Annotated in this window: 24 protein-coding genes and 2 tRNA genes; 22 read left to right on the plus strand and 4 right to left on the minus strand. The window is 33.0% G+C overall.

Annotation, left to right across the window (positions count from 1 at the left end; genetic code table 11):
• Positions 1 to 392: 392 nt before the first annotated feature.
• Complete coding sequence (locus TA89_RS17110) at positions 393 to 1,931, minus strand: P-loop ATPase, Sll1717 family (protein WP_040215173.1); 1,539 nt, start codon at positions 1,929 to 1,931, stop codon at positions 393 to 395.
• Between the two features lie 994 nt (positions 1,932 to 2,925).
• Here TA89_RS17110 and TA89_RS17115 point away from each other — a divergent pair.
• The 12 genes from TA89_RS17115 (at position 2,926) to TA89_RS17170 (ending at position 10,478) form a co-directional block, all read left to right on the plus strand.
• Positions 2,926 to 4,173 carry an HlyC/CorC family transporter gene (locus tag TA89_RS17115; RefSeq protein WP_040215175.1) on the plus strand — a complete coding sequence of 416 codons (1,248 nt, stop codon included), beginning with the start codon at positions 2,926 to 2,928 and terminating at the stop codon, positions 4,171 to 4,173.
• Positions 4,174 to 4,226: 53 nt separating this feature from the next.
• Positions 4,227 to 4,688, plus strand: coding sequence for a nucleoside deaminase (locus tag TA89_RS17120; protein ID WP_040215177.1), 462 nt, complete (start codon positions 4,227 to 4,229; stop codon positions 4,686 to 4,688).
• A gap of 120 nt (positions 4,689 to 4,808) precedes the next feature.
• A tRNA-Leu gene (locus tag TA89_RS17125) sits at positions 4,809 to 4,884 on the plus strand.
• Between the two features lie 202 nt (positions 4,885 to 5,086).
• A complete protein-coding gene (locus tag TA89_RS17130) occupies positions 5,087 to 5,626 on the plus strand; it encodes an ECF transporter S component (protein WP_040215179.1) in 540 nt (179 codons plus the stop codon).
• The gene (locus tag TA89_RS17135; RefSeq protein ID WP_040215181.1) at positions 5,616 to 6,206 is read left to right on the plus strand and encodes a class I SAM-dependent DNA methyltransferase; all 591 of its coding nucleotides are present in this window, start codon (positions 5,616 to 5,618) and stop codon (positions 6,204 to 6,206) included. The genes TA89_RS17130 and TA89_RS17135 overlap by 11 nt, the downstream gene beginning before the upstream one ends.
• Complete coding sequence (locus tag TA89_RS17140; RefSeq protein ID WP_040215182.1) at positions 6,203 to 6,616, plus strand: arsenate reductase ArsC; 414 nt, start codon at positions 6,203 to 6,205, stop codon at positions 6,614 to 6,616. The genes TA89_RS17135 and TA89_RS17140 overlap by 4 nt, the downstream gene beginning before the upstream one ends.
• A 142-nt stretch (positions 6,617 to 6,758) precedes the next feature.
• The gene (locus TA89_RS17145; RefSeq protein ID WP_040215184.1) at positions 6,759 to 7,100 is read left to right on the plus strand and encodes an ArsR/SmtB family transcription factor; all 342 of its coding nucleotides are present in this window, start codon (positions 6,759 to 6,761) and stop codon (positions 7,098 to 7,100) included.
• 14 nt (positions 7,101 to 7,114) lie between these two features.
• Complete coding sequence (locus tag TA89_RS17150) at positions 7,115 to 8,131, plus strand: permease (RefSeq protein ID WP_040215185.1); 1,017 nt, start codon at positions 7,115 to 7,117, stop codon at positions 8,129 to 8,131.
• A 15-nt stretch (positions 8,132 to 8,146) separates the two neighbouring features.
• Positions 8,147 to 8,374 carry a thioredoxin family protein gene (locus TA89_RS17155; protein WP_040215187.1) on the plus strand — a complete coding sequence of 76 codons (228 nt, stop codon included), beginning with the start codon at positions 8,147 to 8,149 and terminating at the stop codon, positions 8,372 to 8,374.
• 153 nt (positions 8,375 to 8,527) lie between these two features.
• Complete coding sequence (mgtE, locus tag TA89_RS17160; protein ID WP_040215190.1) at positions 8,528 to 9,856, plus strand: magnesium transporter; 1,329 nt, start codon at positions 8,528 to 8,530, stop codon at positions 9,854 to 9,856.
• A 91-nt stretch (positions 9,857 to 9,947) separates the two neighbouring features.
• Positions 9,948 to 10,036, plus strand: a tRNA-Ser gene (locus TA89_RS17165).
• 229 nt (positions 10,037 to 10,265) lie between these two features.
• Positions 10,266 to 10,478 (plus strand): hypothetical protein, encoded by a 213-nt coding sequence (locus tag TA89_RS17170; protein ID WP_040215192.1) that lies wholly within the window; start codon positions 10,266 to 10,268, stop codon positions 10,476 to 10,478.
• Positions 10,479 to 10,607: 129 nt separating this feature from the next.
• Here TA89_RS17170 and TA89_RS17175 read toward each other — a convergent pair whose 3' ends face one another.
• Together TA89_RS17175 and TA89_RS17180 are read right to left on the minus strand one after the other, a co-directional pair.
• A complete protein-coding gene (locus tag TA89_RS17175) occupies positions 10,608 to 11,054 on the minus strand; it encodes a Dps family protein (RefSeq protein WP_040215193.1) in 447 nt (148 codons plus the stop codon).
• Positions 11,055 to 11,206: 152 nt separating this feature from the next.
• A complete protein-coding gene (locus tag TA89_RS17180) occupies positions 11,207 to 11,626 on the minus strand; it encodes a Fur family transcriptional regulator (protein WP_040215195.1) in 420 nt (139 codons plus the stop codon).
• 208 nt (positions 11,627 to 11,834) lie between these two features.
• Here TA89_RS17180 and rbr point away from each other — a divergent pair, with 208 nt between their 5' ends.
• The gene (gene rbr, locus TA89_RS17185; protein WP_040215197.1) at positions 11,835 to 12,422 is read left to right on the plus strand and encodes a rubrerythrin; all 588 of its coding nucleotides are present in this window, start codon (positions 11,835 to 11,837) and stop codon (positions 12,420 to 12,422) included.
• Positions 12,423 to 12,517: 95 nt separating this feature from the next.
• On the opposite strand, the gene TA89_RS17190 is transcribed toward rbr, so the two are convergent.
• Positions 12,518 to 13,795, minus strand: coding sequence for a VanW family protein (locus TA89_RS17190; protein WP_040215200.1), 1,278 nt, complete (start codon positions 13,793 to 13,795; stop codon positions 12,518 to 12,520).
• Between the two features lie 195 nt (positions 13,796 to 13,990).
• On the opposite strand from TA89_RS17190, the gene TA89_RS17195 reads away from it, so the two are divergent.
• From TA89_RS17195 to TA89_RS17235, 9 genes are all read left to right on the plus strand, one after another.
• Positions 13,991 to 14,500 (plus strand): DUF2179 domain-containing protein, encoded by a 510-nt coding sequence (locus TA89_RS17195; RefSeq protein WP_082023997.1) that lies wholly within the window; start codon positions 13,991 to 13,993, stop codon positions 14,498 to 14,500.
• Between the two features lie 42 nt (positions 14,501 to 14,542).
• Positions 14,543 to 15,238 (plus strand): FadR/GntR family transcriptional regulator, encoded by a 696-nt coding sequence (locus TA89_RS17200; protein ID WP_040215204.1) that lies wholly within the window; start codon positions 14,543 to 14,545, stop codon positions 15,236 to 15,238.
• Between the two features lie 393 nt (positions 15,239 to 15,631).
• The gene (locus TA89_RS17205) at positions 15,632 to 16,420 is read left to right on the plus strand and encodes an electron transfer flavoprotein subunit beta/FixA family protein (RefSeq protein ID WP_040215206.1); all 789 of its coding nucleotides are present in this window, start codon (positions 15,632 to 15,634) and stop codon (positions 16,418 to 16,420) included.
• Positions 16,421 to 16,432: 12 nt separating this feature from the next.
• The gene (locus tag TA89_RS17210) at positions 16,433 to 17,623 is read left to right on the plus strand and encodes an electron transfer flavoprotein subunit alpha (protein WP_040215209.1); all 1,191 of its coding nucleotides are present in this window, start codon (positions 16,433 to 16,435) and stop codon (positions 17,621 to 17,623) included.
• 3 nt (positions 17,624 to 17,626) lie between these two features.
• Positions 17,627 to 19,063: an FAD-binding oxidoreductase gene (locus TA89_RS17215; RefSeq protein WP_040215211.1), complete on the plus strand. Its 1,437-nt coding sequence runs from the start codon at positions 17,627 to 17,629 to the stop codon at positions 19,061 to 19,063.
• A gap of 150 nt (positions 19,064 to 19,213) precedes the next feature.
• Positions 19,214 to 19,990, plus strand: a complete 777-nt coding sequence (gene lgt / locus TA89_RS17220) for a prolipoprotein diacylglyceryl transferase (protein WP_040215213.1) — start codon at positions 19,214 to 19,216, stop codon at positions 19,988 to 19,990.
• Between the two features lie 280 nt (positions 19,991 to 20,270).
• The gene (locus TA89_RS17225; RefSeq protein ID WP_040215215.1) at positions 20,271 to 20,531 is read left to right on the plus strand and encodes a metal-sensitive transcriptional regulator; all 261 of its coding nucleotides are present in this window, start codon (positions 20,271 to 20,273) and stop codon (positions 20,529 to 20,531) included.
• A 44-nt stretch (positions 20,532 to 20,575) separates the two neighbouring features.
• The gene (locus TA89_RS17230) at positions 20,576 to 20,872 is read left to right on the plus strand and encodes a rhodanese-like domain-containing protein (RefSeq protein ID WP_040215216.1); all 297 of its coding nucleotides are present in this window, start codon (positions 20,576 to 20,578) and stop codon (positions 20,870 to 20,872) included.
• A 51-nt stretch (positions 20,873 to 20,923) separates the two neighbouring features.
• The gene (locus TA89_RS17235) at positions 20,924 to 21,499 is read left to right on the plus strand and encodes a sulfurtransferase TusA family protein (protein ID WP_040215218.1); all 576 of its coding nucleotides are present in this window, start codon (positions 20,924 to 20,926) and stop codon (positions 21,497 to 21,499) included.
• The last annotated feature ends 2 nt before the right edge of the window (positions 21,500 to 21,501 follow it).

Genomic DNA, 21,501 nt, shown 5'->3' on the forward strand with positions numbered 1-21,501 from the left:
GTGTTTTATTATAAAAATAATTTTAATCAGGTAGCAAAAATATATGGATACGCATAATATGTAATGTGTGCATAAATAATATAGAACTGAAATCTAAATTATAATTATTATTAAAAAGTTAATATTATTTGATAGCATTTTGTTATATAATGTAATTAATAAAATTTTATATTTTTTATATGAAATGTGTTTACATTTAATTACAGTTATATTACAATGATTAGGTGTGTAATGGTTATTATCTTTGAATTAGAATTTATGTAAAATTATATAGATACCAAGTAGGCATTTAATGTCTATAGAGGAAAATCAGTTAGGGATGTAGATGCCCGTAATTTAGTAGGGATGTAGATGCCCGAAATGAAAGCACAAATTATACATTTGTGCTTTTTTCATTCCAGAAATAAATATCGTCTTAATGCAAAATGGACGGTAAACCTTTTGGTAAAATCTATATTTTTATCTCCATCTTTTCTATATGCCCAGGAAAATCTGGATTGTTCTCCCTTCTTCCAGGTGTTGCCTATGATACTGTATTTGTATAAGTTTTCAATGGCTGTTTTTATGCTTGTTATTTTAGGATAATCCTCCCGATTTTCTTCATAAAACCGTTCTATGGTGGTATAATCAAAGGATTTTTTCCTAAGATCCTTAAGTAAGCTTAAAAGCTGATCTACATATTCATTATCCAGATGTATATAAAGTTCATTGTATAATTCGCTGCAGAATTTATCTGAATAATCTTTTTTACAGTGAGCAATCATGCTGCTGGTTATTTTAGATTCATTGGGATATTCACGGATAACTATCTGCAAATAACGGATAAAATCTCTGGGTCTTCCAAAGCTATAATCGATTATATACCTTACCATATCTTTATTGTCTACCTTTTCCGGAAACAGAGCTTTATATAATTCTTCATTGCTTAAGTCCGACAGCTTGCTGCAGGATACTCTTATTTTGTTTAAAATCATCTCCATTAATACATGTTCATAGGGGAAGTTATAGTGCTTGTCTATCCAATAAAGGTTCACCTCTTTATCATCTCTGATCTTACTGAGGTTTGATGAGTGTTTATTTATTTCCTGCAATATGTCTGATCTCATCAAAATAATACATTTTGATTTTTTTATGTTGTTTTCGTTAAATAAAATATTTACCTCATTAATTGCTTCAATGAGCCTTAACAAGAATTTAGCACTTGTACTGGAATCATCCAGCTTAAGTTCCAGCTCATCCAGGTCGTCTAAAATTATAATGACATTGAGATAAGATAGACAGGTCAATATCCAATTCTGAACCTCAAGCAGGCATTCATAATATTTTTTACAATCATATTTTTTTGCTTTTTTCTTTAAAGCATTAAGGCTGGATTTATAATTTATTATTACGCTTTCTATACTGCCGCTGCCACCTAGTTGATCCTCTGTAGTGTATGAGTCACATTTATAATTGCCTTTTTGATATCGCACATTAAAGAAGGATTTAAGGTTACGGAGGCTGGATTTATACTTCATTGCATCTGATGCATTTTTAAAAAAACTCATCTCATCTCTATTTAAAAAATTTATGTTTTTGCCTATTATACATTTGCTTATTTCTCTATACACCACCCATTTAAAAAAAGAAGTATATTCATCCACATCTAAATGAGCAGGACCTAGTTCAATGAGTTTTTGGAAGGTAACAACATTTTTATTTATGATAGTACATACGCTGTTATCCTGAGAGTTTACCTCAGCTTGTATATATCTGCCTAAAATAGTTTTTCCGCTGCCTTTCTGGCCGGATACTATAAATTTTAGGCTATCGTTTAATAGTTCATCATACTTTTCATTATCCTTATAAAACAATTCTTTAAAATTGCTGTGGTTAGCTTCGTCATCACCATTGGTGTTACCGATATAAATATCTTTCAATCTAATATTCATGATAACTCCTTTCCTTATAAATGCAGGGAAATACCCTGGTATATAAATGGAAAAAACAATCTATATATTATGTAATAAATCATATAAAAATAATGAAAGCAGTTATGTTAAAATAGTAATATAGGTAAAATGGCTTAAACCTAAGATTGGAGTTCTTTTATCTTACATTCGAAAGGAATAAAGGTTAATTTAGAAAAGGCCACAGAATTCAAACAAATGAAATTAGAAAACGCAATTAAAACAATGAAGTTTAAAAAGTAACAAAAAAAGTTATAAAAAGTTAACTTTAATATAAAGAATAATTTAATTATAAAACATAATTAAATAAATTACAAATATTAGTAAACATTTATTTCATAATTTATTTTTCTGTAACATTTTACCTTTTTTAAATAATTCCATTACTTATTTATATGTTTTAATAAGAGGCAAATAGCTTGATAAAAAAGCTTTTTAAGGATATAATAAATATATAGAATATTCAAAAAATAATTCCGAAAGTATTCTCATTTAATCAATGAGACACTTATAAAAAGTTACGGGAAATATATCAGTATCCACTGAATGTTATCCTGTAACTTTTTATTTTGTCATAGAATTGACACATATAAGTAGTATTCTTAACATGAATGATTTTTTTACATACCCTTTACTAAGCTCTTTTTCAGCATGTAACAGCACTGGAGGAGAGCTTACTTTTAGTAAGAAGCATTTTCTTTTCAGTATTGTACAATTTAATGAAAAATAATTATATTAAGGTTCTTTAAAAGGTGATAAGAAGAATATCTTTTAAAGAACCCTTTATTTTTGAATAAATTGTATTATAAAAGGGGATAAAACCCTGAAAATAATAGCTATATAGTGATTTAAGGTCAATTTATAGAGTTTTCATTCAATTTAAGTTTATAAAAGTAATTTATAAAACTAAAATTATGGTATAATAAAATATCGATAAATAAAATTTAATAATAAAGTTTATAGGAGTGTGGTTTTTTTGGAACCTAGTAGTACGTGGGAGATCGTATCACTTATTGTTTTACTTTGCTTTTCAGCATTCTTTTCAATGTCAGAGACAGCTTTAATGTCTCTCAGCAAAATCAGGATACGTCATATGGTAGAGGAGAATGTTAAAAATGCAGCTTTGGTAGAAAAATTAGTTGGAAACCCACATAAGCTTTTAGGAAGTATTTTAGTAGGAAATAATGTAGTTAATATAGCAGCTTCCGCGCTTGCAACCTCTATATCCTACAAAACCTTTGGAGATAAAGGTGTGGCTATAGCAACTGGTCTTATGACAATATTAGTTTTAATCTTTGGAGAAATAACTCCAAAATCCTTAGCAGCTCAGAATTCAGAGGCTGTATCACTAAAGGTAAGCAAACCTATTGCTTTTTTTGTTTATATATTAAAGCCTTTAGTAGTGATATTTACTTATATATCTTCCCTGTTTATAAGGCTTTTGGGAGGCAATCCTGATGCTACTCAGCCATTTATAACCCAGGAGGAGCTTAAAACCATGGTAGATGTCAGCGAAGAAGAAGGCGTTCTAGAAATTGAAGAAAAGCAGATGATATATAATGTTTTTGAATTCGGAGATCTTCAGGTAAAGGATGTTATGGTTCAGAGAGTGGACATTATAGCTGTAGATACAGAAGCAAGCTATGAGGAAATACTTCAGGTTATAAAAACCGAGCAGTTTTCCAGAATTCCTATATATAATGAAACCATAGACGATATAGTAGGTATATTAAATGTAAAAGATTTATTGGTAATGGGAACTCCTGAATCGGATTTCGATGTTACCAATATAATGAGAGAGCCTTACTATACCTTTGAGTTCAAAAAAATAACAGATCTTTTTGCGGAAATGAAGAAAAGCAGAAATCATTTATCTGTAGTTTTAGATGAATATGGCGGAACTGTAGGTATAGTTACTATAGAAGACCTTGTTGAAGAAATTGTCGGTGATATTGAAGACGAATACGATGATGAAGTGGATAAAGAAATAGAAGTAATAAAGGAAGATGAATATGTAGTATCAGGAAGCACAAGAATTCCTGATCTTAATGATATGATTGGAATAAATATTGAGTCTGAGGAGTTTGATTCTGTAGGAGGCTTTGTTATAGGCCAGCTTGGAAGATTTCCGGAGCAGGCAGAAGAAATTCAATATCAGCATATTAAATTCGTAGTAGAAGATATAGATAAAAACAGAATAAAAAAGGTAAGGATATTTACTTAATACAAAAATAGCTGCAATAAAATGCAGCTTTAAATTTTATAAGCGGTGATAATATGGATTTTATGAAGGAAGCTTTAGAAGAAGCCAAAAAAGCCCTTTTGCTTAATGAAGTTCCTGTAGGAGCAGTAATAGTTAAAGAAGGAAAAATAATAAGCAGAGCTCATAATTTAAGAGAAACCTTAAAATCTCCTTTAGCTCATGCTGAGGTTTTAGCTATAAAGGAGGCGTCAGAAAGGCTTAACAGCTGGAGGCTTAATGGGTGCACATTATATGTTACCCTGGAACCCTGTATTATGTGTGCAGGTGCTATAGCCCAGGCAAGAATTTCGGAAATACATATAGGAGCTATAGATCCTTCTGCAGGAGCCTGCGGTTCAGTAATAAATATCCTTCAAAATGATAACCTCAATCTCTACACTAAGATGTTTTGGGAATATAATAAAGAATGTGGAGATGTGCTTACGGAATTTTTTCAAAACAGAAGAAAAGCCTGTAAAGTAAATATGAAAAAATAATATACTGCAGAAATAAACAGTTCTTTATATTTAAAGTACTGCTTATTTTTTATGCTATAAAATTTTTTTTGAAAAGGATATTTATTTTATTAAGTAATACTGATATAATATAGTTTGTATACAGGGGTGGCGGAACGGCATACGCGCTAGTTTCAGGCACTAGTTTTTGAGGGTTCAAATCCCTTCCCCTGTACCAAAGCCGTGATTTTCCACAATAGGAAATCACGGCTCTTTTGTTTTAAATGTAAATAGAGTAAATAAGAGATGAAATTAACTATATAAATTTAAAGGTACAATAGAGAAAAAGTATGATTATTTTTTAACAAAGTTCTGTTGTTATAGCTGTAATTTAAAGTATAATATAAATGTAATATAAATTGGTGGGTAGGAGAGATTTTATGAAGAGGGAATTTAACTTAAAACAACTTATTAGAGCATCCTTACTTATTGCCATAGGGGTAATTCTGCCTCAGGCCTTTCATGCTGTAAAGGATGCAGGTGCTGTCTTTTTACCAATGCATATTCCTGTTTTAATAGGAGGGTTTATACTTAATCCTTTTTATGCAGCATTGGTAGGAATAATAACACCGGTGTTAAGCCACTTGTTTACAGGTATGCCGCCTATTCCTATCATATATGTAATGATATTGGAGCTGGCTTCCTACGGAATTGTTTTATCCTTAGTTTACAATAAGGGAAAGAGAAATTTATATACAGCATTGATATCTTCTATGTTACTTGGAAGAGCAGTGAATATTTTAGGAAATTACTTAATACTTCATATGTTTATGCATAGACCCTTTAACCTTGCTGCAGTTGCATCTGCAATATTTATAAAGGGATTGCCTGGAATAGCTCTTCAGCTTGCAATAATCCCTGTTATAGTCCTTGCTCTTAAAAAATCCCTGGGAGTATCTTTAAACAGATATGAAGGATAAGGAATTTTTTAATAATGTGGCAGAAAAATGGGATAATATGTGCTGTCATAAGGAAGAAAAGATTTTATATATTTTAGATAAAGCAGATATTAAAAGGGGAAGCAGCGTTTTAGATATAGGCAGCGGTACCGGAGTGATGATACCTTATATAGAATCTGAATTAGAAGAAGATGGACAAGTTACTGCTTTAGATATAGCAGAAAAAATGTTAGAGGTGTCTAAGAGAAAGCATAAATACCGCAATTTAAATTTTATAAATCAAGATTTTTTATATTATAATACTGAAGAGCACTATGATATTATAATGGCTTATTCCTGTTATCCTCACTTTCATAATAAGAAATTGTTTTTCCAGAAGGCTTATGAGCTTTTAAATCCTGAGGGAAAGCTGATTATTGCTCATAGTGAAAGCAAAGAAGCTATTAACGGAAGACATGGAGATATAGAGGATAAATTAAAATCAAATAAGCTTGGAGATATAAAGGATTTAGCTGACATTGCAGCAAAAAACGGCTTTAGAGATATCTTTAAAGAAGATAGTGATGAATACTATATTTATATAGGAGGAAAGAAAGTTTGAAATTAAAGGTGGCTTTTATATGCGTTCATAATTCTTGTAGATCTCAAATGGCAGAAGCTATAACAAAGCTATATGGTTCTGAAGTAATTGATGCATATTCTGCAGGTACGGAAACAAAACCTAGAATAAATGAAGATGCAGTTAAAACTATTAAGAGGCTCTATGGTATAGACATGGAGAAAACGCAGTATTCCAAGCTTCTTAATGATATACCGCCAGTGGATATAGTTGTTAAGATGGGCTGCAATGTAGTATGTCCTATTTTACCCGGAAGGCATTTAGAAGATTGGGGTATTGAAGATCCTACGGGAAAATCTGAAGAAGAGTTTGAAAGAACTGCTAGAATTATTGAAGAAAAGATTAAGGATCTCGTTTTAAGAATAAAAAACAACAAAATTAAATTTGATTAAAAGGATAACTCATAAGAATCATTAAAAAGAATCTTATGAGTTTTTATATTTGAATTCATTGACATTTTAAGGTATGAATGAATATAATACTTATATACGCATATGGGAATATAAGAATATAAAAAAGGAGAAGGGTAATTAAGTGGAAAGTTTAACGGATTTTTTTAAATTGTTATCTGATGACACCAGATTAAGGATACTTGTTTTGCTGTATCATAAAAAATTATGTGTCTGTCAGCTTCAGGGAATAATGGGAGAGTCACAGCCTAAGATATCCAAGCATCTTGCAAAGCTTCGTGATCTAGGCATTGTTCAGGATGAAAGACAGGAACAGTTTATATATTATTATTTGAATATTAAAGATAAGCTTTTTGAAAGCATATTGAAAAGTGTAGTAGATAATATTGAAGCTTATGAAGTACTTAAAAGGGATATTGAAAATTTAAATGATGCTGAAGTGTTTTTAAAATTATGTAAAAGATAGAGGGATTGTATAAAATGGAAATAATAAATGCTTTTTTTAGTTTTATTAATAATGAATTTTTAAAGATGAACTGGCTTTCAGAGCTTGTGAGAAGGCTTGTGGAGGATATATTAAATCTGTCGGTTTCCGAGCGGATTGGAGGAAGTCTGCACTTTTTTATATATGATACCATAAAGATATTTATATTGCTTTCCGTACTGATATTCCTTATATCCTATATTCAAAGCTACTTCCCTCCGGAGAGGACAAAGAAGCTTTTAGGAGGAATAAAGGGTATTAAAGGTAACATATTAGGAGCGCTTTTAGGCACTGTAACTCCTTTCTGCAGCTGCTCAAGCATACCTATTTTTATAGGATTTACATCTGCAGGGCTTCCTTTAGGGATAACCTTTTCCTTTTTAATCTCATCCCCTTTAGTGGATCTAGCTTCCTTTTTAATTTTAATGTCCTTTTTTGGAATAAAGATAGCTTTAGCTTATGTTATAGTTGGTATTGTACTTGCTGTTTTAGGAGGAACTCTCATAGATAAGCTTAATATGGAAAGCTATGTAGAGGGATATGTAAGGGAAATAGAAAGTCCTGATATTGAACCTATTGAGCTTACCATAAAGGAGAGAACTTTCTACAGTAAAAGTCAAGTAAAAGAGATTATTCAAAGAGTCTGGATGTATGTTATAATAGGGGTTGGTATAGGAGCTCTTATTCACAACTGGATACCTACACATATAATAGAGACAATAATAGGAGGAAATAATCCTTTTGCTGTGATTATAGCCACTGCTGTAGGGATTCCTATGTATGCGGATATTTTTGGAACCCTTCCTATTGCAGAAGCTCTCTTTGGAAAAGGGGTAGGCATAGGTACTGTGCTTTCCTTTATGATGGCAGTTACCGCTCTTTCACTTCCTTCAATAATAATGCTGGGTAAGGTGGTTAAGCCAAAGCTGCTTACTATATTCGTAGTCATAGTATCAATAGGAATAATGATAATTGGTTACTTATTTAATGCTTTATCATTTATTTTTATATAGAATAAGGAGGTATATATGATTATTAAAATTTTAGGAACCGGCTGTGCCAACTGTAAAAAGCTTGAGGAAAATGCCAAAAAAGCTGTTGAAGAGCTTAATTTAAATGCAGAAGTACAGAAGGTAAGCGATATTAAAGAGATAATGTCTTACGGCGTGATGAAAACCCCTGCTCTGGTAGTGGATGAAAAGGTAAAGATTATGGGAAGAGTAGTAACTGCCGAAGAAATTAAAAAGTATTTATAGGTAAAATTAATTCAGCCTTCCTATGTGGAGGGCTTATAAAATGGAGGTAATAAAAAATATGGATGATGGGCCGTTAAGTAGGCAAAATATAATAAGAGAGTCTTAAATTTTAGTATTTATTTTTTAGGACTCTCTTTTAGGAGGTCTTAAAAAATGAATATTGTAGAACTTATAAGAGAAAAAAAGCTTTTAGAAGCAAAAAAAGAACTTATGAAGCATAATGCTGTGGATATAGCACAGCTTTTTGAAGAGCTTGAGATGGAGGATGTAGTTAGGGTATTCAGGCTTCTTCCAAAGGATTTAGCTGCAGATGTATTTACTTATTTAGATAGGGAACAGAGAGCTCATATAGTTGAATCCATAACAGATATAGAAATATCAGGCATAATGGAAGACCTGTTTATGGATGAAGCTGTAGATGTCCTTGAAGAACTTCCTGCTAATGTTGTAAAAAAGATATTAAAAAACACATCCCAAGACAGAAGGAATCTTATAAATCAGTTTTTAAACTATCCTGACAGTTCCGGCGGAAGTATAATGACCATTGAATATGTGGATCTGAAGAAGGAGATGACAGTAAAGGAAGCTATAGCTCATATCAGAAAAACAGGTATAGATAAAGCAACTATAAACACCTGCTATGTCATGAGCGAGGATAGAAAGCTTGAGGGATTGGTATCTATAAGAAAGCTTATTTTAAGCAATCAGGATGTGGCTATTAAGGATATTATGAAAACCGACATTATATATGTAACCACTTTAGATGACCAGGAATATATTGCAGAGCTGTTTAAAAAGTATGATTTAGTTACCATACCTGTAACTGATAATGAAAACAGGCTGGTAGGAATTATAACTATAGACGACATTATAGATATAATTGATCAGGAGGCTACTGAAGACTTTCAGCTCATGGCTGCTATGGAGCCTACAGAAGAGGAATATTTAAAAACCAACGTATGGTCCCTAGCCAAACACAGGATAATATGGCTTTTGGTTTTAATGATATCAGCAACCTTTACAGGAAATATAATTAAAAGATATGAAGATGTTCTTCAATCCGTAGTGCTTTTAACCGCCTTTATCCCTATGCTTATGGATACCGGAGGAAATGCAGGGTCACAATCCTCTACTTTGGTTATAAGAGGATTAGCCTTAGGTGAAATAAAACTTAAAGATGTATTTAAGGTTATGAGAAAGGAATTAGGCGTGAGCCTTATTGCAGGTTCAGTGCTTTCAGCAGTTAACTTCATAAGATTATACTATTTTGAAAAGGTAGAGTTACTAATGTCCATTACTGTATGTGTAAGCTTATTTGCTACAGTAATACTTGCAAAAGTTATAGGAGGACTGCTTCCTATGGCCGCTAAAAAGCTAAAATTGGATCCTGCCATAATGGCAAGTCCATTAATAACCACTATAGTAGATTCTATTGCTCTATTCATATATTTCTCCATGGCTGTATGGCTTTTGGGTATATAAAAAGAAAATAAGGGTATGCTGAAGTTATTTAATTGTAAATATCATTGAAATTTTAGCGATTTTTCTATATAATAACTTCAGTATACATTATGGAGAGGTGTCCGAGTGGCCGAAGGAGCTTGTCTCGAAAACAAGTTTACGCTTTGCGTAACAAGGGTTCAAATCCCTTTCTCTCCGCCATAGTTTATTTAGCTGTCAGATTTATAAGTCTGTCAGCTTTTTTATGCTATAAATTAATTTCGTTATAATTACGCCGTGGATATAAAGGATTTGCTAAGATTATTCATCTTAATTAAACCTTTATATCCACGGTGTTTTCTTAACCCCATTTTTATTTAAATAAGAGTATATTATAGTCAAATACATATAATTTTTCGATGATTTTAGGAATAGTAAAGGAGAATATATCATGGTAAAACCACAGGTAATGAAAGAATGTCAATGCATTAATTTTAAAGATAAATATATTCATGTTATAAAAGCTTCAGAATCATATTTGGAAAAGCATCCTTATATATTCTTTTTCACAATATTAATAGCTGCGCCTATAGCTTCTGTAGCAGCTTTATTTATATCTTTATATATAATTCTTCTTCCTATAATATATTTAATGGGAATTTAATCATAAAGATGAATGAATATAGAAAATACTTTGGTAAGGATAAATTTTCTTTAGAAAAAAGAGCTGATGCACAGGAATGGGGAGTCTGTGCATCAGCTCTTTTAATTACTTTAAATATAGTATTTATAATTATCCAAGATATGCTCTTATCATCCAAAGAGTTTTTTCATAGTCTGCGGCAAAGTCAGTCATCATATCTGCAGTAACGGGATCTCCTGATTCCTCTGCAAGGTTTATTATTTCCATAGAATGATTATACATTAAGTTATAATCCTCTTTTAAAGCTTTTACAGCATCTAAGGAGGAGATACCCTCACTGGATTTTTCCTCCATGGTTGATAACTGAAGATAATCCTTCATGCTTGCAGCGGGCCTTGAACCTAAAATCAACATTCTTTCTGCAACCTGGTCTAAATCTTCAGAGGCTTTATTATAAAGCTCTTCAAATTTACTGTGAAGCTCAAAGAATCCTCTCCCTTGAATATTCCAATGATAATTATGAAGCTTTACATTTAAGATGTTTAAATTAGCTAAATATATATTAAGTTCCTTTAATAAGTTTTCTTTATTTTTCATACTATCTACTCCTTTGAATTTGTTTTAAATTTGTATTGATTACAATTTAATAATAATTGTTATTTATTCTTTTGTCAAGGGGTTTAAAAGAAAAAAGCTGTTTTAAAAGAATTATTTACAATCTTTTAAAACAGCTTAATGATTAGTATCCATTATATTTGCTTTTTAGCACACTCAGGGCAAATGCCTATAAAATGTATGTGCTGCTCATTTATTTTATAATCCTCCAGCTCTTTAAGTGACATTTTGCTGAAATCTAAATGTATGTCAAAAAGATTTTTACATAGTTGACATTTAAAATGAGCATGATCATTAGGATTATAAATATCATATCTTGCTTCGTTGCCTTCTATAGTTATAATTTCTACAAGCTTCTTTTCAATAAATAGATTCAGTGTATTATAAACTGTGGTTTTTGACAAAGTAGGAATTTTATCCGTTAAAGCTTCATATATTTGATTAACGGTAGGGTGGTTATGATTATCTAATATATATTGAAATATCTTTGTTCTCTGATAAGATGGCTTTACGTCTTTTTCTCTTAAATAACTATCAATGTTATCTATTTTCATAGTGAACTTCCTTTCATTATTTCATATAGATAGCAGGACATCTATGGTTATATTATATTGATATCACTATAATTTTGCAACTGTTGCTTAATAATAATAATTATTATTGACAAAATATATATAAATTGTTAATATTAAATCAAGGATATAGATATAGTGTTAAATAATTATCAAAAAATATTCATATTTTAAGGCGGGGAGGATCATTATGAAATCATTAAAAGGAACTAAAACAGCAGAAAATCTTTTAAAATCTTTTGCAGGAGAATCTCAGGCAAGAATGAGATATACCTATTATTCAAGCGTAGCAAGAAAACAAGGATATCTTCAGATAGCAGAGATATTTATTGAAACTGCAGAGCAGGAAAAAGAACATGCTAAAAGATTTTATAAATTTTTAAAAGAAGATTATCAAGGTGAAGCTATAGAAATCACAGCTTCCTATCCGGTAGCATTATATGATAATACAGCTGACAATCTAAAAGCCGCTGCTATGGGAGAAAATGAAGAATGGAGCGATATGTATCCAGGATTTGCTGCTATAGCAAGAGAAGAGGGCTTTCCTGAAATAGCTATAGCATACGACATGATTTCAAAGGTTGAGAAAGAGCATGAAGACAGATACTTAAAGCTATTAGAAAACGTAAATAATGGACAAGTATTTAAGAGAGATGAAAAGGTTCTATGGCAGTGCAGAAACTGCGGATTTATTTTAGAAGCCTTTGAAGCTCCAGAGAAATGTCCTGCATGCCTTCATCCAAAGGAGTATTTCCAAATAGCTGCAAGAAATTATTAATATAATTAGATATTTATAAGCAGATAATTTAAGGGGAAAATCCGGAAATTTTAATTAAATATCCGGATATTTTCCCTTTTATTTTATAATGGCGGTTAATGGATTTTATAGGTATCTGTAGATAATATCTCAGTTTTTATTAGCTTTCCATTTTCATAGGTGTGTTTATAAGCTCGTGACTTTAAATACCCTCCTTTTTGAGAGATTATAGAGCTTGTAAACTTGTAAGTATAGGGACCTTCGTCTTTTTTGCCGTAGAAATTTACGTAAAGAGATCCTTCGCTTACATAGCTTTCTATATATATAGGGGTTTCTTTATTATTTTTAAATTTAAAGTCTGGATTATTACCACTTATTGTGGCATCAAGACTTGGAGGTACATATCCTACAGTTAAGGAGTGAGGCTTTCTTTCCACTATATCCATGTTGGATAATAACGCGGTGTTATATAGGGTAGTTGCAAGCTGGCATATACCTCCTGCTATGGCGGTAGAAACTGTACCATTAGAAAAAACCGGAGCGGATTTATAACCCTTTGCTGCAGTCCTTGAACCAAGAGCCTTATTCAGGGAAAATACCTCCTGAGGCTTAAGATATGTTCCGTTTACCGCAGCAGCGGCAGTTATTATATTGCTTGTTCTATTTCCTGTAGGGCTTAAAGAGGTTTTAAATTCTGCAATCAATGAATGGGAATCCTTTAATATTTCCTCTGTTATTAAAGCATTGGTTATTTCAAAAGGAATAAGGATTTCAATATTTAATGGTGAACTTCCTGTGAAGCTTTCTACCGCTTTAATAATCTTATCCTTAAGCTCCTGCTCTTTTATATTCACTCCTGATACTTCCTTCTCAATTTCAAAGCTTGAACCCTTCTTTTTCAAAACTGCATCTACAGGAAGCTTGTTATATTTATTGGAAACTTCTTTGGATAATTCCCCAATGACCTCCTTTGAATAGCTGAAGGAAATAGGAATACTATATTTAGGCTTTTCTTTAATGAAAAGTAAGGATATGGTTTTTAAAAAAGTCCTTTCTCTGCTGATGCGGTTAATCTCCTTTAAGGCTTTATCTATATGGTATTCTGCATTAAAATCTGATAATGCCTTGGTTACGGTGTTGTCCTTATATTTCATATTTATAAAAGAATTTTGAAGAAACTCTTTAGGTTTTAAAGAAAGTATTTTTTCTGAAGCTTCTTCATAGGTCATAAAAGATACGTCTATATTATCAACATAAGTGAATTTTGGAAGACGTCCCTTATTATGAAAACCATAAGCAGTTAGGAGAAAAATTGAAAATAACATGGCCAAAAAAACTGCGTATATCATTAATTTCTTCTTATTTATCTTCTTTTTATTTTTTGGACTTTCCATGCTAATCCCCCTAATAATAAATCCATAATATTAATTAAATATTCAAGTGAGTTTTTAAATAGAACGTGTTCTTCTAATTAAAAAAATATCTTTATCTCTATACTTTTAATATTAATGTTACTTTTGAAGGGTTTATTTTTTGAGAAGTTTATACTATTATAGTTAATAAATACATAATGTTGGGATGGGATGTTTATGGTAAATTATCTCCTAATATTTATAGCTAAAATCATTGAGGTTTCTTTAATGACTCTCAGAACGGTTCTTATAACAAGAGGAGAAAAAGTATATGGAGCCGTTATAGGTGTATTTGAGGTAGCTATATGGCTTGTTTTAGTAAGTTCAGTTTTAGTAGGAATACAAGAAGACCCTATACGAATGGTGGTTTATGCTTTAGGTTTTGGTGTAGGTAATCTTTTAGGATCAACCCTTGAAGAAAAGCTTGCCTTAGGCCTTGTAACTATAAATATAATAGTGGCTGATCAGGATGCTTTAAAAATTGCTCAAATTTTAAGGGAACGGAATTTGGGGGTTACAACTATTGAAGCTGATGGCTTTAAGGAGCACAAAAAAATACTTATGGCTCACGTTAAAAGAAAAAGAAAGAATGAAATAATTAAACTTATAGAAAACAGCGGAATTAACTCTGTTATCTCCATAAGCGATACCAAAACGGTTTACGGAGGTTATGGATTGAAAAAGTAGACTTTACCTTAGAGAGAGATAGGACGAAAGTTGGGGATTAGTATGTTTAAACCTATAAAAAACGCCAGGGTTTATGAACAGGTAGTGGAGCAGATTAAGCTCCTTATATTTAAGGGGATCATTAAAAAGGGGGATAAGCTACCCACAGAAAGGGAACTGGCAGAGCAGCTTCAGGTAAGCAGAACCTCTGTAAGGGAGGCATTAAGAGCTTTAGAAGTTATAGGACTTATCGAAAGTCGACAGGGGGCAGGAAACTATATAAGGGAAAGCTTTAATGGAAGCTTATTTGAGCCTTTATCCACCCTGTTTATTTTAGATAATGGAAAGGCTGAGGACATACTGGAATTCAGGGAGCTATTGGAGCTTCAGACGGTAGTTTTAGCCTCTGAACGAATAGATTCAGAAGAGGCTGAAGAGATGAAGTCCATACTTGTAGCCCTTAAAGCTTCTCAGGATGAAGAGGAAAGCATTTTATTAGATAAGAAATTTCATTACTACATAGCAAAAGCTTCAAAGAACATTCTTATATTAAATATACTTGAGGTTATCTCGCAGCTTATTGATGAATTCATAAGAGATTCGAGAAATAAGATATATAAAGCACAGAAGACCTGGAGCAATTTAAATATCCACCATGAGAAAATATTAGAGGCTCTCATCAATGGAGATTCTCATCAGGCATTTTCTGCAATGAAGGGTCACTTTGACCTTATAAGAAAAAATTTTGATGAGAAATAGTATTATTATAAATAAGAGTTTTTTATGATATAAAAGGCATGCAAAGCACGGCGCAGCAGATTTAAGTTAATTGCTGCGCCGTGTTTTTTGGATAATCATTGGTCATACCAATTATGATAATGTTAAAAGAGGAGATGCAGATATAGTGAAAATATTAACTATAAAATTAAATTTGTTATGTCTTTATGCTAATAATAGATGAATAAATCGTTGTTTTAGGCTTTATAGAGCTTTTATTTTATATTAATAAGGTTAATATTATAACAATTGTGGAAAATAATAGTACGCAGTGATATTATTAAAATATAACAAACTGGTCATACCAATTTGAAAAAACAATCTGATACCTATAAGGTAATCGTTGTCATAAATTTAATCTTGGGGGGAAATAAAATGAATATTATCGTTTGTATAAAGCAGGTGCCAGGAACCTCAAAGGTGGAGGTAGACCCTGTAACAGGAGTTTTGAAAAGGGATGGTATTGATTCTAAGATGAATCCTTATGATTTATATGCTTTAGAAACAGCATTAAAGCTAAGGGAAGAAAAAGGAGGTAAAGTTTCCGTTATAAGCATGGGGCCTCCTCAGGCTATGGCTGTTATAAAAGAAGCATATATGATGGGAGCAGATGAAGGAACTTTGATCTCAGACAGAAAGTTTGGCGGAGCCGATGTGCTTGCTACCTCTTATACCCTTTCTCAAGGGGTAAGAAAAATGGGAGATGCAGACATAATAATATGCGGAAAGCAGACAACAGACGGAGATACCGCACAGGTTGGACCTGAAATGGCTGAATATTTAGGAATACCTCATGTTGCTAATGTAAGAAAGATAGTAGAGCTTAGAGAAGCATCCATAGTGGTAGAAATGGATATGCCTGATACTGTGGAAGTGGCAGAGGTTCAATACCCTTGTCTAATCACAGTGGAGAAGAACATATTTGAGCCAAGACTGCCTTCTTATAGAAAAAAGCTTTCTACAAAGGATAGAGAAATTAATATATTAAGCCTGAAGGATTTAGAAGATCAGGATGAAAAAAAATACGGCTTAAACGGATCACCCACTCAGGTAGAAAGAATATTTCCTCCTGAGGTAAACAATGATAGGGAAACCTGGACAGGAAGCTCAGAGGAAATAACTCACAAGCTTATAGGAAAGCTTAAAGCTTTAAAATTTATTTAGGGGGATTATTAAATGGGAAAGTTGGTTATAAATCAGGAAAAGATATTAAATATAGATGAACTTATTAAAATATGCCCCTTTGGAGCAATGGAAAACAATCAGGGAAGATTAGAAATAAATTCAGCCTGTAAGATGTGCAAGCTATGTGTAAAGAAGGGTCCTAAAGGCGCTGTAACATTTCAAGAGGAAAATATAAAGAGTATAGATAAATCTAAGTGGAAAGGCATTGCTGTATATGTAGACCATGTAGAAGGAAATATACATCCTGTGACCTTTGAGCTTATAGGGAAGGCAAAGGAGTTGTCAGAAAAGGTTAATCAGCCTGTGTTTGCTCTGTTTATGGGCTATGGTATTTCCGGAAGTGCTCAGGAGCTTTTACATTACGGAGTGGATGAAGTGTTTGTATATGATGATGAAAATTTAAAGGATTTTAGAATAGAACCTTATACTGCTGTATTTGAGGATTTTATAAATAATGTAAAACCTACCGCTGTATTAGTAGGAGCTACAGCTATAGGCAGATCCTTAGCTCCAAGGGTAGCTGCAAGATTCAGGACAGGTTTAACTGCTGATTGTACCATTTTAGATATAAAGGAAAATACTGATTTAGTACAAATAAGACCTGCTTTTGGAGGAAATATAATGGCACAGATAGTAACTCCAAACTCCAGACCTCAGCTGGCAACGGTTAGATACAAGGTTATGAACGCTCCTGAAAGATCCGGGGAAGCTCATGGAAAGGTTAATCACTGTACCATAAAAGAAGAAAAGCTCTCCTCAGGAATTAATGTGTTTAAGGTTATTGCAAAGGAAAAGGAAAGCGGTATAGCAGATGCTGAAGTTATAGTTGTAGCTGGGAGAGGTATAAAGTCCCAAAAAGACTTGGCTATGGCTCAGGAGCTGGCAGAGATTTTAGGAGGTCAGGTAGCAGCCACTCGTCCTTTAATTGAAGCGGGATGGGAGGATGCTAAAAAGCAGATAGGATTAAGCGGAAGAACCGTAAGACCTAGACTTATTATAACTTTGGGAGTTTCCGGAGCAGTACAGTTTACTGCAGGGATGAATAACTCAGACTATATATTTGCTATTAATAAAGATGAAAAGGCACCTATATTCAAGGTTGCTCATTATGGTATAGTAGGGGATATTTACGAAATAGTTCCCCAGCTTATTGAAGCGTTAAGGGCTGAAAGGGAGGAATAGGATATGACAAAGGATATTTTACAGTGTAATAAGATCTTAGATTCAGAGTATAAAACTGTAGATGCAGCAGATATAGAATGTTTATTATCATTAATTTCTGATAAAGAAAAAGTTCTTTTAGGGGAGCATATTAACGAAGATTACAGCCATGATGAATTAGGCGGGGTTAAAAGGAGGCCTGATGTAGTTATACAGGCTTCAAATGCTGAGGAAGTTTCAAAGATTATGAAATATGCCTATGAAAAAAGAATTCCTGTAACGCCAAGAGGTTCAGGAACAGGACTGGTAGGAGCTTCAGTGCCTATTTATGGCGGTATCATGATTGATTTAAGTGGAATGAACAAAATACTTGAGCTGGATGAGGAAAATCTTACCCTTACGGTAGAGCCTGGGGTTCTTCTTATGGAAATAAGCAAATTCGTAGAGGAAAGAGACTTGTTTTATCCTCCGGATCCAGGTGAGAAAACAGCTACCATAGGAGGAAATATAAACACCAATGCCGGAGGGATGAGGGCTGTTAAATATGGTGTTACCAGAGATTATGTAAGAGGACTTGAAGTTGTGCTTCCAAATGGTGAAATGATAGAGGTAGGGGGAAAGGTTGTTAAAAACAGTTCAGGATACAGCCTGAAGGATTTAATAGTAGGTTCAGAAGGTACCTTAGGAATAGTGACTAAAGCTGTGCTTAAGCTTCTTCCTCTCCCTAAGAGATTCGTAAGCCTTTTGGTGCCATTTCCAAATCTGGAAAAGGCTATCGATACTGTTCCTAAAATTATAAAATCAAAATCAATACCTACAGCTATTGAATTTATGCAGAGAGAGGCTATAGTTGCAGCAGAGGAATTTTTAGGAAAAAAATTCCCGGATAACAGCTCCAATGCATATCTCCTTTTAAAATTCGATGGAAACTCTTTAGAAGAAGTGGAGAATAACTATGAAAAGGTAGCGGATATCTGTCTTGAAAATGGAGCTTTGGATGTGTTTATTTCCAATACGGAAGAAAGAGAAGAAGCTATATGGAGTGCCAGAGGAGCTTTCTTGGAGGCTATAAAGGCATCTACTACAGAAATGGATGAGGTGGACGTAGTAGTACCGAGAAATAAGGTGGCTGAATTTGTAAAATACACTCACGAAATGGAAAGTAAGCATAATATAAGAATAAGAAGGTTTGGTCATGCCGGGGATGGAAACCTTCATATATATATCCTTAAGGATGAATTAAGAGAAGAAGAGTGGGAGCTTAAGCTTAAGGCAGTAATGGAGGATATGTATAAAAAAGCTAAGGAGCTTAAAGGTCAGGTATCCGGAGAGCATGGCATAGGATATGCAAAAAAGGTTTATTTAAATCAGTCTCTTTCAAAGGAAAGTTTATCTATAATGAAGGGAATAAAGCTGGCTTTTGATCCTCTAAATATTTTAAATCCCGGTAAGGTATGCTGATAAAGTATGAACAAGCGGCACCGCAGAGATTCAAAACTCAGCTGTTATTTAGGGGTAATACTTCTTTTTCAAATATCAATTATCTATCTCCCTCTTGAAACAATTGGTAAAGTATCTTAAAATTAAGTAAAAAACACAGGGAGGAAACCAATGGATCCTATAGCGTTTAGTATTTTTGGATTAGAGATAAGATGGTATGGTATTCTTATAGCTTCAGGAATTATGGTTGGTATGCTTATAGCTCAGCTGAACTGCAGAATTAAGAACATCAGTTTCGATAATTTTCTTGATACTTTTTTAGTTTCCCTTATACCGGGAGTAATTGGAGCAAGGCTCTATTATGTAGCTTTTGAATTTGAAAATTATAAGGATAATCTGATGTCTATATTTAATATAAGAGAAGGTGGGCTCGCTATTCATGGAGCTCTTATCTTTGGAATAGGAACTGCTTATATATATTCTAAAATTAAAAAGATTAACTTTTGGGATATGGCGGACATTGCCGCTCCATCCTTTGCTATAGCTCAAGCCATAGGAAGATGGGGAAACTTCATGAATGGAGAGGCACACGGTGGAGCTGTAAGCTATGAATTTATAAGTAAGTTTCCGGAGTTTATACAAAAAGGGATGTATATAGATGGGAGCTACTACCATCCAACCTTTTTATATGAATCTTTATGGAATTTAGCTTTATTTATAATTTTAATGATTATAATTTACAATAGGCAGGATCATCGCAGAGGAATAGTTATTTTTTCCTACATAGCTCTATATTCTCTCGGGAGGATCTTCATTGAAGGAATGAGAACAGACAGTCTCATGATAATGGGATTTAGGGCGGCACAGATAGTCAGCCTTTTAGGGATAATAATTGGAATTATAGGTATAATTATTATCAAAAGAAGGAAAAAAACCTGGTTTTATTAATAAAAGCAATTGAAGCAGCGGAAAGCTTTAAACTGTACCCTACTCCTTATACAGTAGAATATACTGATAAGGGCAGGAGTGTAGGATTCTAAAAGCACCGCTGTTTTTTTTATGTCTATTTTTAAAATAATATATACAATTTGTAAAGAATCATTATTTGATAATAATACATATTGACACTATACCCCAGGGGGTATATAATACAATCAAAGTCAAATAAAAATATACGCAATCAGAATATAAAAATTGAAACTAATATCAAAAGAAAGGAATGAACTATATGGAATATGATGACCAGGTGAAAAACAGGGTGAAACGGATAGAAGGTCAGATTAGAGGAGTATTGAAGATGATGGAAGAGAATAAAGATTGTAAAGATGTCATTACTCAACTCTCCGCAGTTCGTTCCGCAGTTGATAAATCTATTGGAGTACTGGTAAGTTCAAACTTAATTCAATGCTTTGAGGAAAGCGGCAAGGATGAGTATAGAAGAGATGAATTAATAAGAGAGGCTGTAAATTTACTGGTAAAAAGCAGATAGGCATTTATCAAGAATCAATATATTAGTATTTAAGGAGGTAAACTATGAAGCAAATTTCAGCAAAAGAAGTAGAAAAACTATTAAATCAGGGAAAAAAGTTAAACCTTATAGATGTTAGAGAAGCGGATGAAGTAGCTCAGGGCAAAATTCCGGGAGTAATGAATATTCCCTTAGGACTTCTGGATGTAAGAATGTTTGAGCTGGATAAGTCAAAAGAATATATAATGGTATGCCGTTCAGGAGCCAGGAGCGGTCTAGCTACGCAATTTTTACAGGATCAAGGCTTTAATGCTGTTAATATGAGGGGAGGTATGATTCACTGGGAAGGTAAGGTTATATAATTTTTTTTAATAATTTTATACCCCCGTGGGTATATGAGAGGAGGATTTATAATGGAAAATATAAAAGCAGATACGATTTTAGATGCAAGAGGAATGGTTTGTCCAATGCCTATTGTAAAAACCAAAAAGAAAATCAAGGATTTACACGCAGGAGAAATACTGGAGGTCCTGGCAACAGACAGAGGCTCAAAGGCTGACATTAAAGCCTGGGCAGAAAGTACCGGACATCAATATCTAGGAACTATTGAAGAAGGAGATGTTCTGAAGCATTATTTAAGAAAATCCTCTGATGAGGAAACTATTGAGAAAAAACATCCCAAGGTGGCAGACAATGAGGAGTTAGAAAATAAATTAAAAGAAAAGGATGATATTATTGTCCTTGATGTAAGGGAATCGGCAGAATATGTGTTTAACCACATTCCCGGAGCAGTTTCCATTCCTTTAGGGGAACTGGAAGAACGAATGAATGAGCTTAATAAGGAAAAAGAAATATATGTTGTATGCCGTACCGGAAGCCGAAGCGATTTAGCTGCACAAAAGCTTACAGAAAAAGGCTTTAATAAGGTAATTAACGTTATACCGGGCATGAGCAAGTGGTCCGGAAAAACAGAAAGCATTAATTCTTAATA

The organism is Clostridium polynesiense, from assembly GCF_000820705.1.
GTDB lineage: Bacteria > Bacillota > Clostridia > Clostridiales > Clostridiaceae > Clostridium_AA > Clostridium_AA polynesiense.

Coding starts and splice junctions, on each gene's coding strand:
- TA89_RS17110 (WP_040215173.1), bottom strand. CDS start 1,931: ATGAATATTAGATTGAAAGATATTTATATCGGTAACACCAATGGTGAT.
- TA89_RS17120 (WP_040215177.1), top strand. CDS start 4,227: ATGGATTTTATGAAGGAAGCTTTAGAAGAAGCCAAAAAAGCCCTTTTG.
- TA89_RS17130 (WP_040215179.1), top strand. CDS start 5,087: ATGAAGAGGGAATTTAACTTAAAACAACTTATTAGAGCATCCTTACTT.
- TA89_RS17135 (WP_040215181.1), top strand. CDS start 5,616: ATGAAGGATAAGGAATTTTTTAATAATGTGGCAGAAAAATGGGATAAT.
- TA89_RS17150 (WP_040215185.1), top strand. CDS start 7,115: ATGGAAATAATAAATGCTTTTTTTAGTTTTATTAATAATGAATTTTTA.
- TA89_RS17155 (WP_040215187.1), top strand. CDS start 8,147: ATGATTATTAAAATTTTAGGAACCGGCTGTGCCAACTGTAAAAAGCTT.
- mgtE (WP_040215190.1), top strand. CDS start 8,528: ATGAATATTGTAGAACTTATAAGAGAAAAAAAGCTTTTAGAAGCAAAA.
- TA89_RS17170 (WP_040215192.1), top strand. CDS start 10,266: ATGGTAAAACCACAGGTAATGAAAGAATGTCAATGCATTAATTTTAAA.
- TA89_RS17175 (WP_040215193.1), bottom strand. CDS start 11,054: ATGAAAAATAAAGAAAACTTATTAAAGGAACTTAATATATATTTAGCT.
- TA89_RS17180 (WP_040215195.1), bottom strand. CDS start 11,626: ATGAAAATAGATAACATTGATAGTTATTTAAGAGAAAAAGACGTAAAG.
- rbr (WP_040215197.1), top strand. CDS start 11,835: ATGAAATCATTAAAAGGAACTAAAACAGCAGAAAATCTTTTAAAATCT.
- TA89_RS17190 (WP_040215200.1), bottom strand. CDS start 13,795: ATGGAAAGTCCAAAAAATAAAAAGAAGATAAATAAGAAGAAATTAATG.
- TA89_RS17195 (WP_082023997.1), top strand. CDS start 13,991: ATGGTAAATTATCTCCTAATATTTATAGCTAAAATCATTGAGGTTTCT.
- TA89_RS17200 (WP_040215204.1), top strand. CDS start 14,543: ATGTTTAAACCTATAAAAAACGCCAGGGTTTATGAACAGGTAGTGGAG.
- TA89_RS17205 (WP_040215206.1), top strand. CDS start 15,632: ATGAATATTATCGTTTGTATAAAGCAGGTGCCAGGAACCTCAAAGGTG.
- TA89_RS17210 (WP_040215209.1), top strand. CDS start 16,433: ATGGGAAAGTTGGTTATAAATCAGGAAAAGATATTAAATATAGATGAA.
- TA89_RS17215 (WP_040215211.1), top strand. CDS start 17,627: ATGACAAAGGATATTTTACAGTGTAATAAGATCTTAGATTCAGAGTAT.
- lgt (WP_040215213.1), top strand. CDS start 19,214: ATGGATCCTATAGCGTTTAGTATTTTTGGATTAGAGATAAGATGGTAT.
- TA89_RS17225 (WP_040215215.1), top strand. CDS start 20,271: ATGGAATATGATGACCAGGTGAAAAACAGGGTGAAACGGATAGAAGGT.
- TA89_RS17230 (WP_040215216.1), top strand. CDS start 20,576: ATGAAGCAAATTTCAGCAAAAGAAGTAGAAAAACTATTAAATCAGGGA.
- TA89_RS17235 (WP_040215218.1), top strand. CDS start 20,924: ATGGAAAATATAAAAGCAGATACGATTTTAGATGCAAGAGGAATGGTT.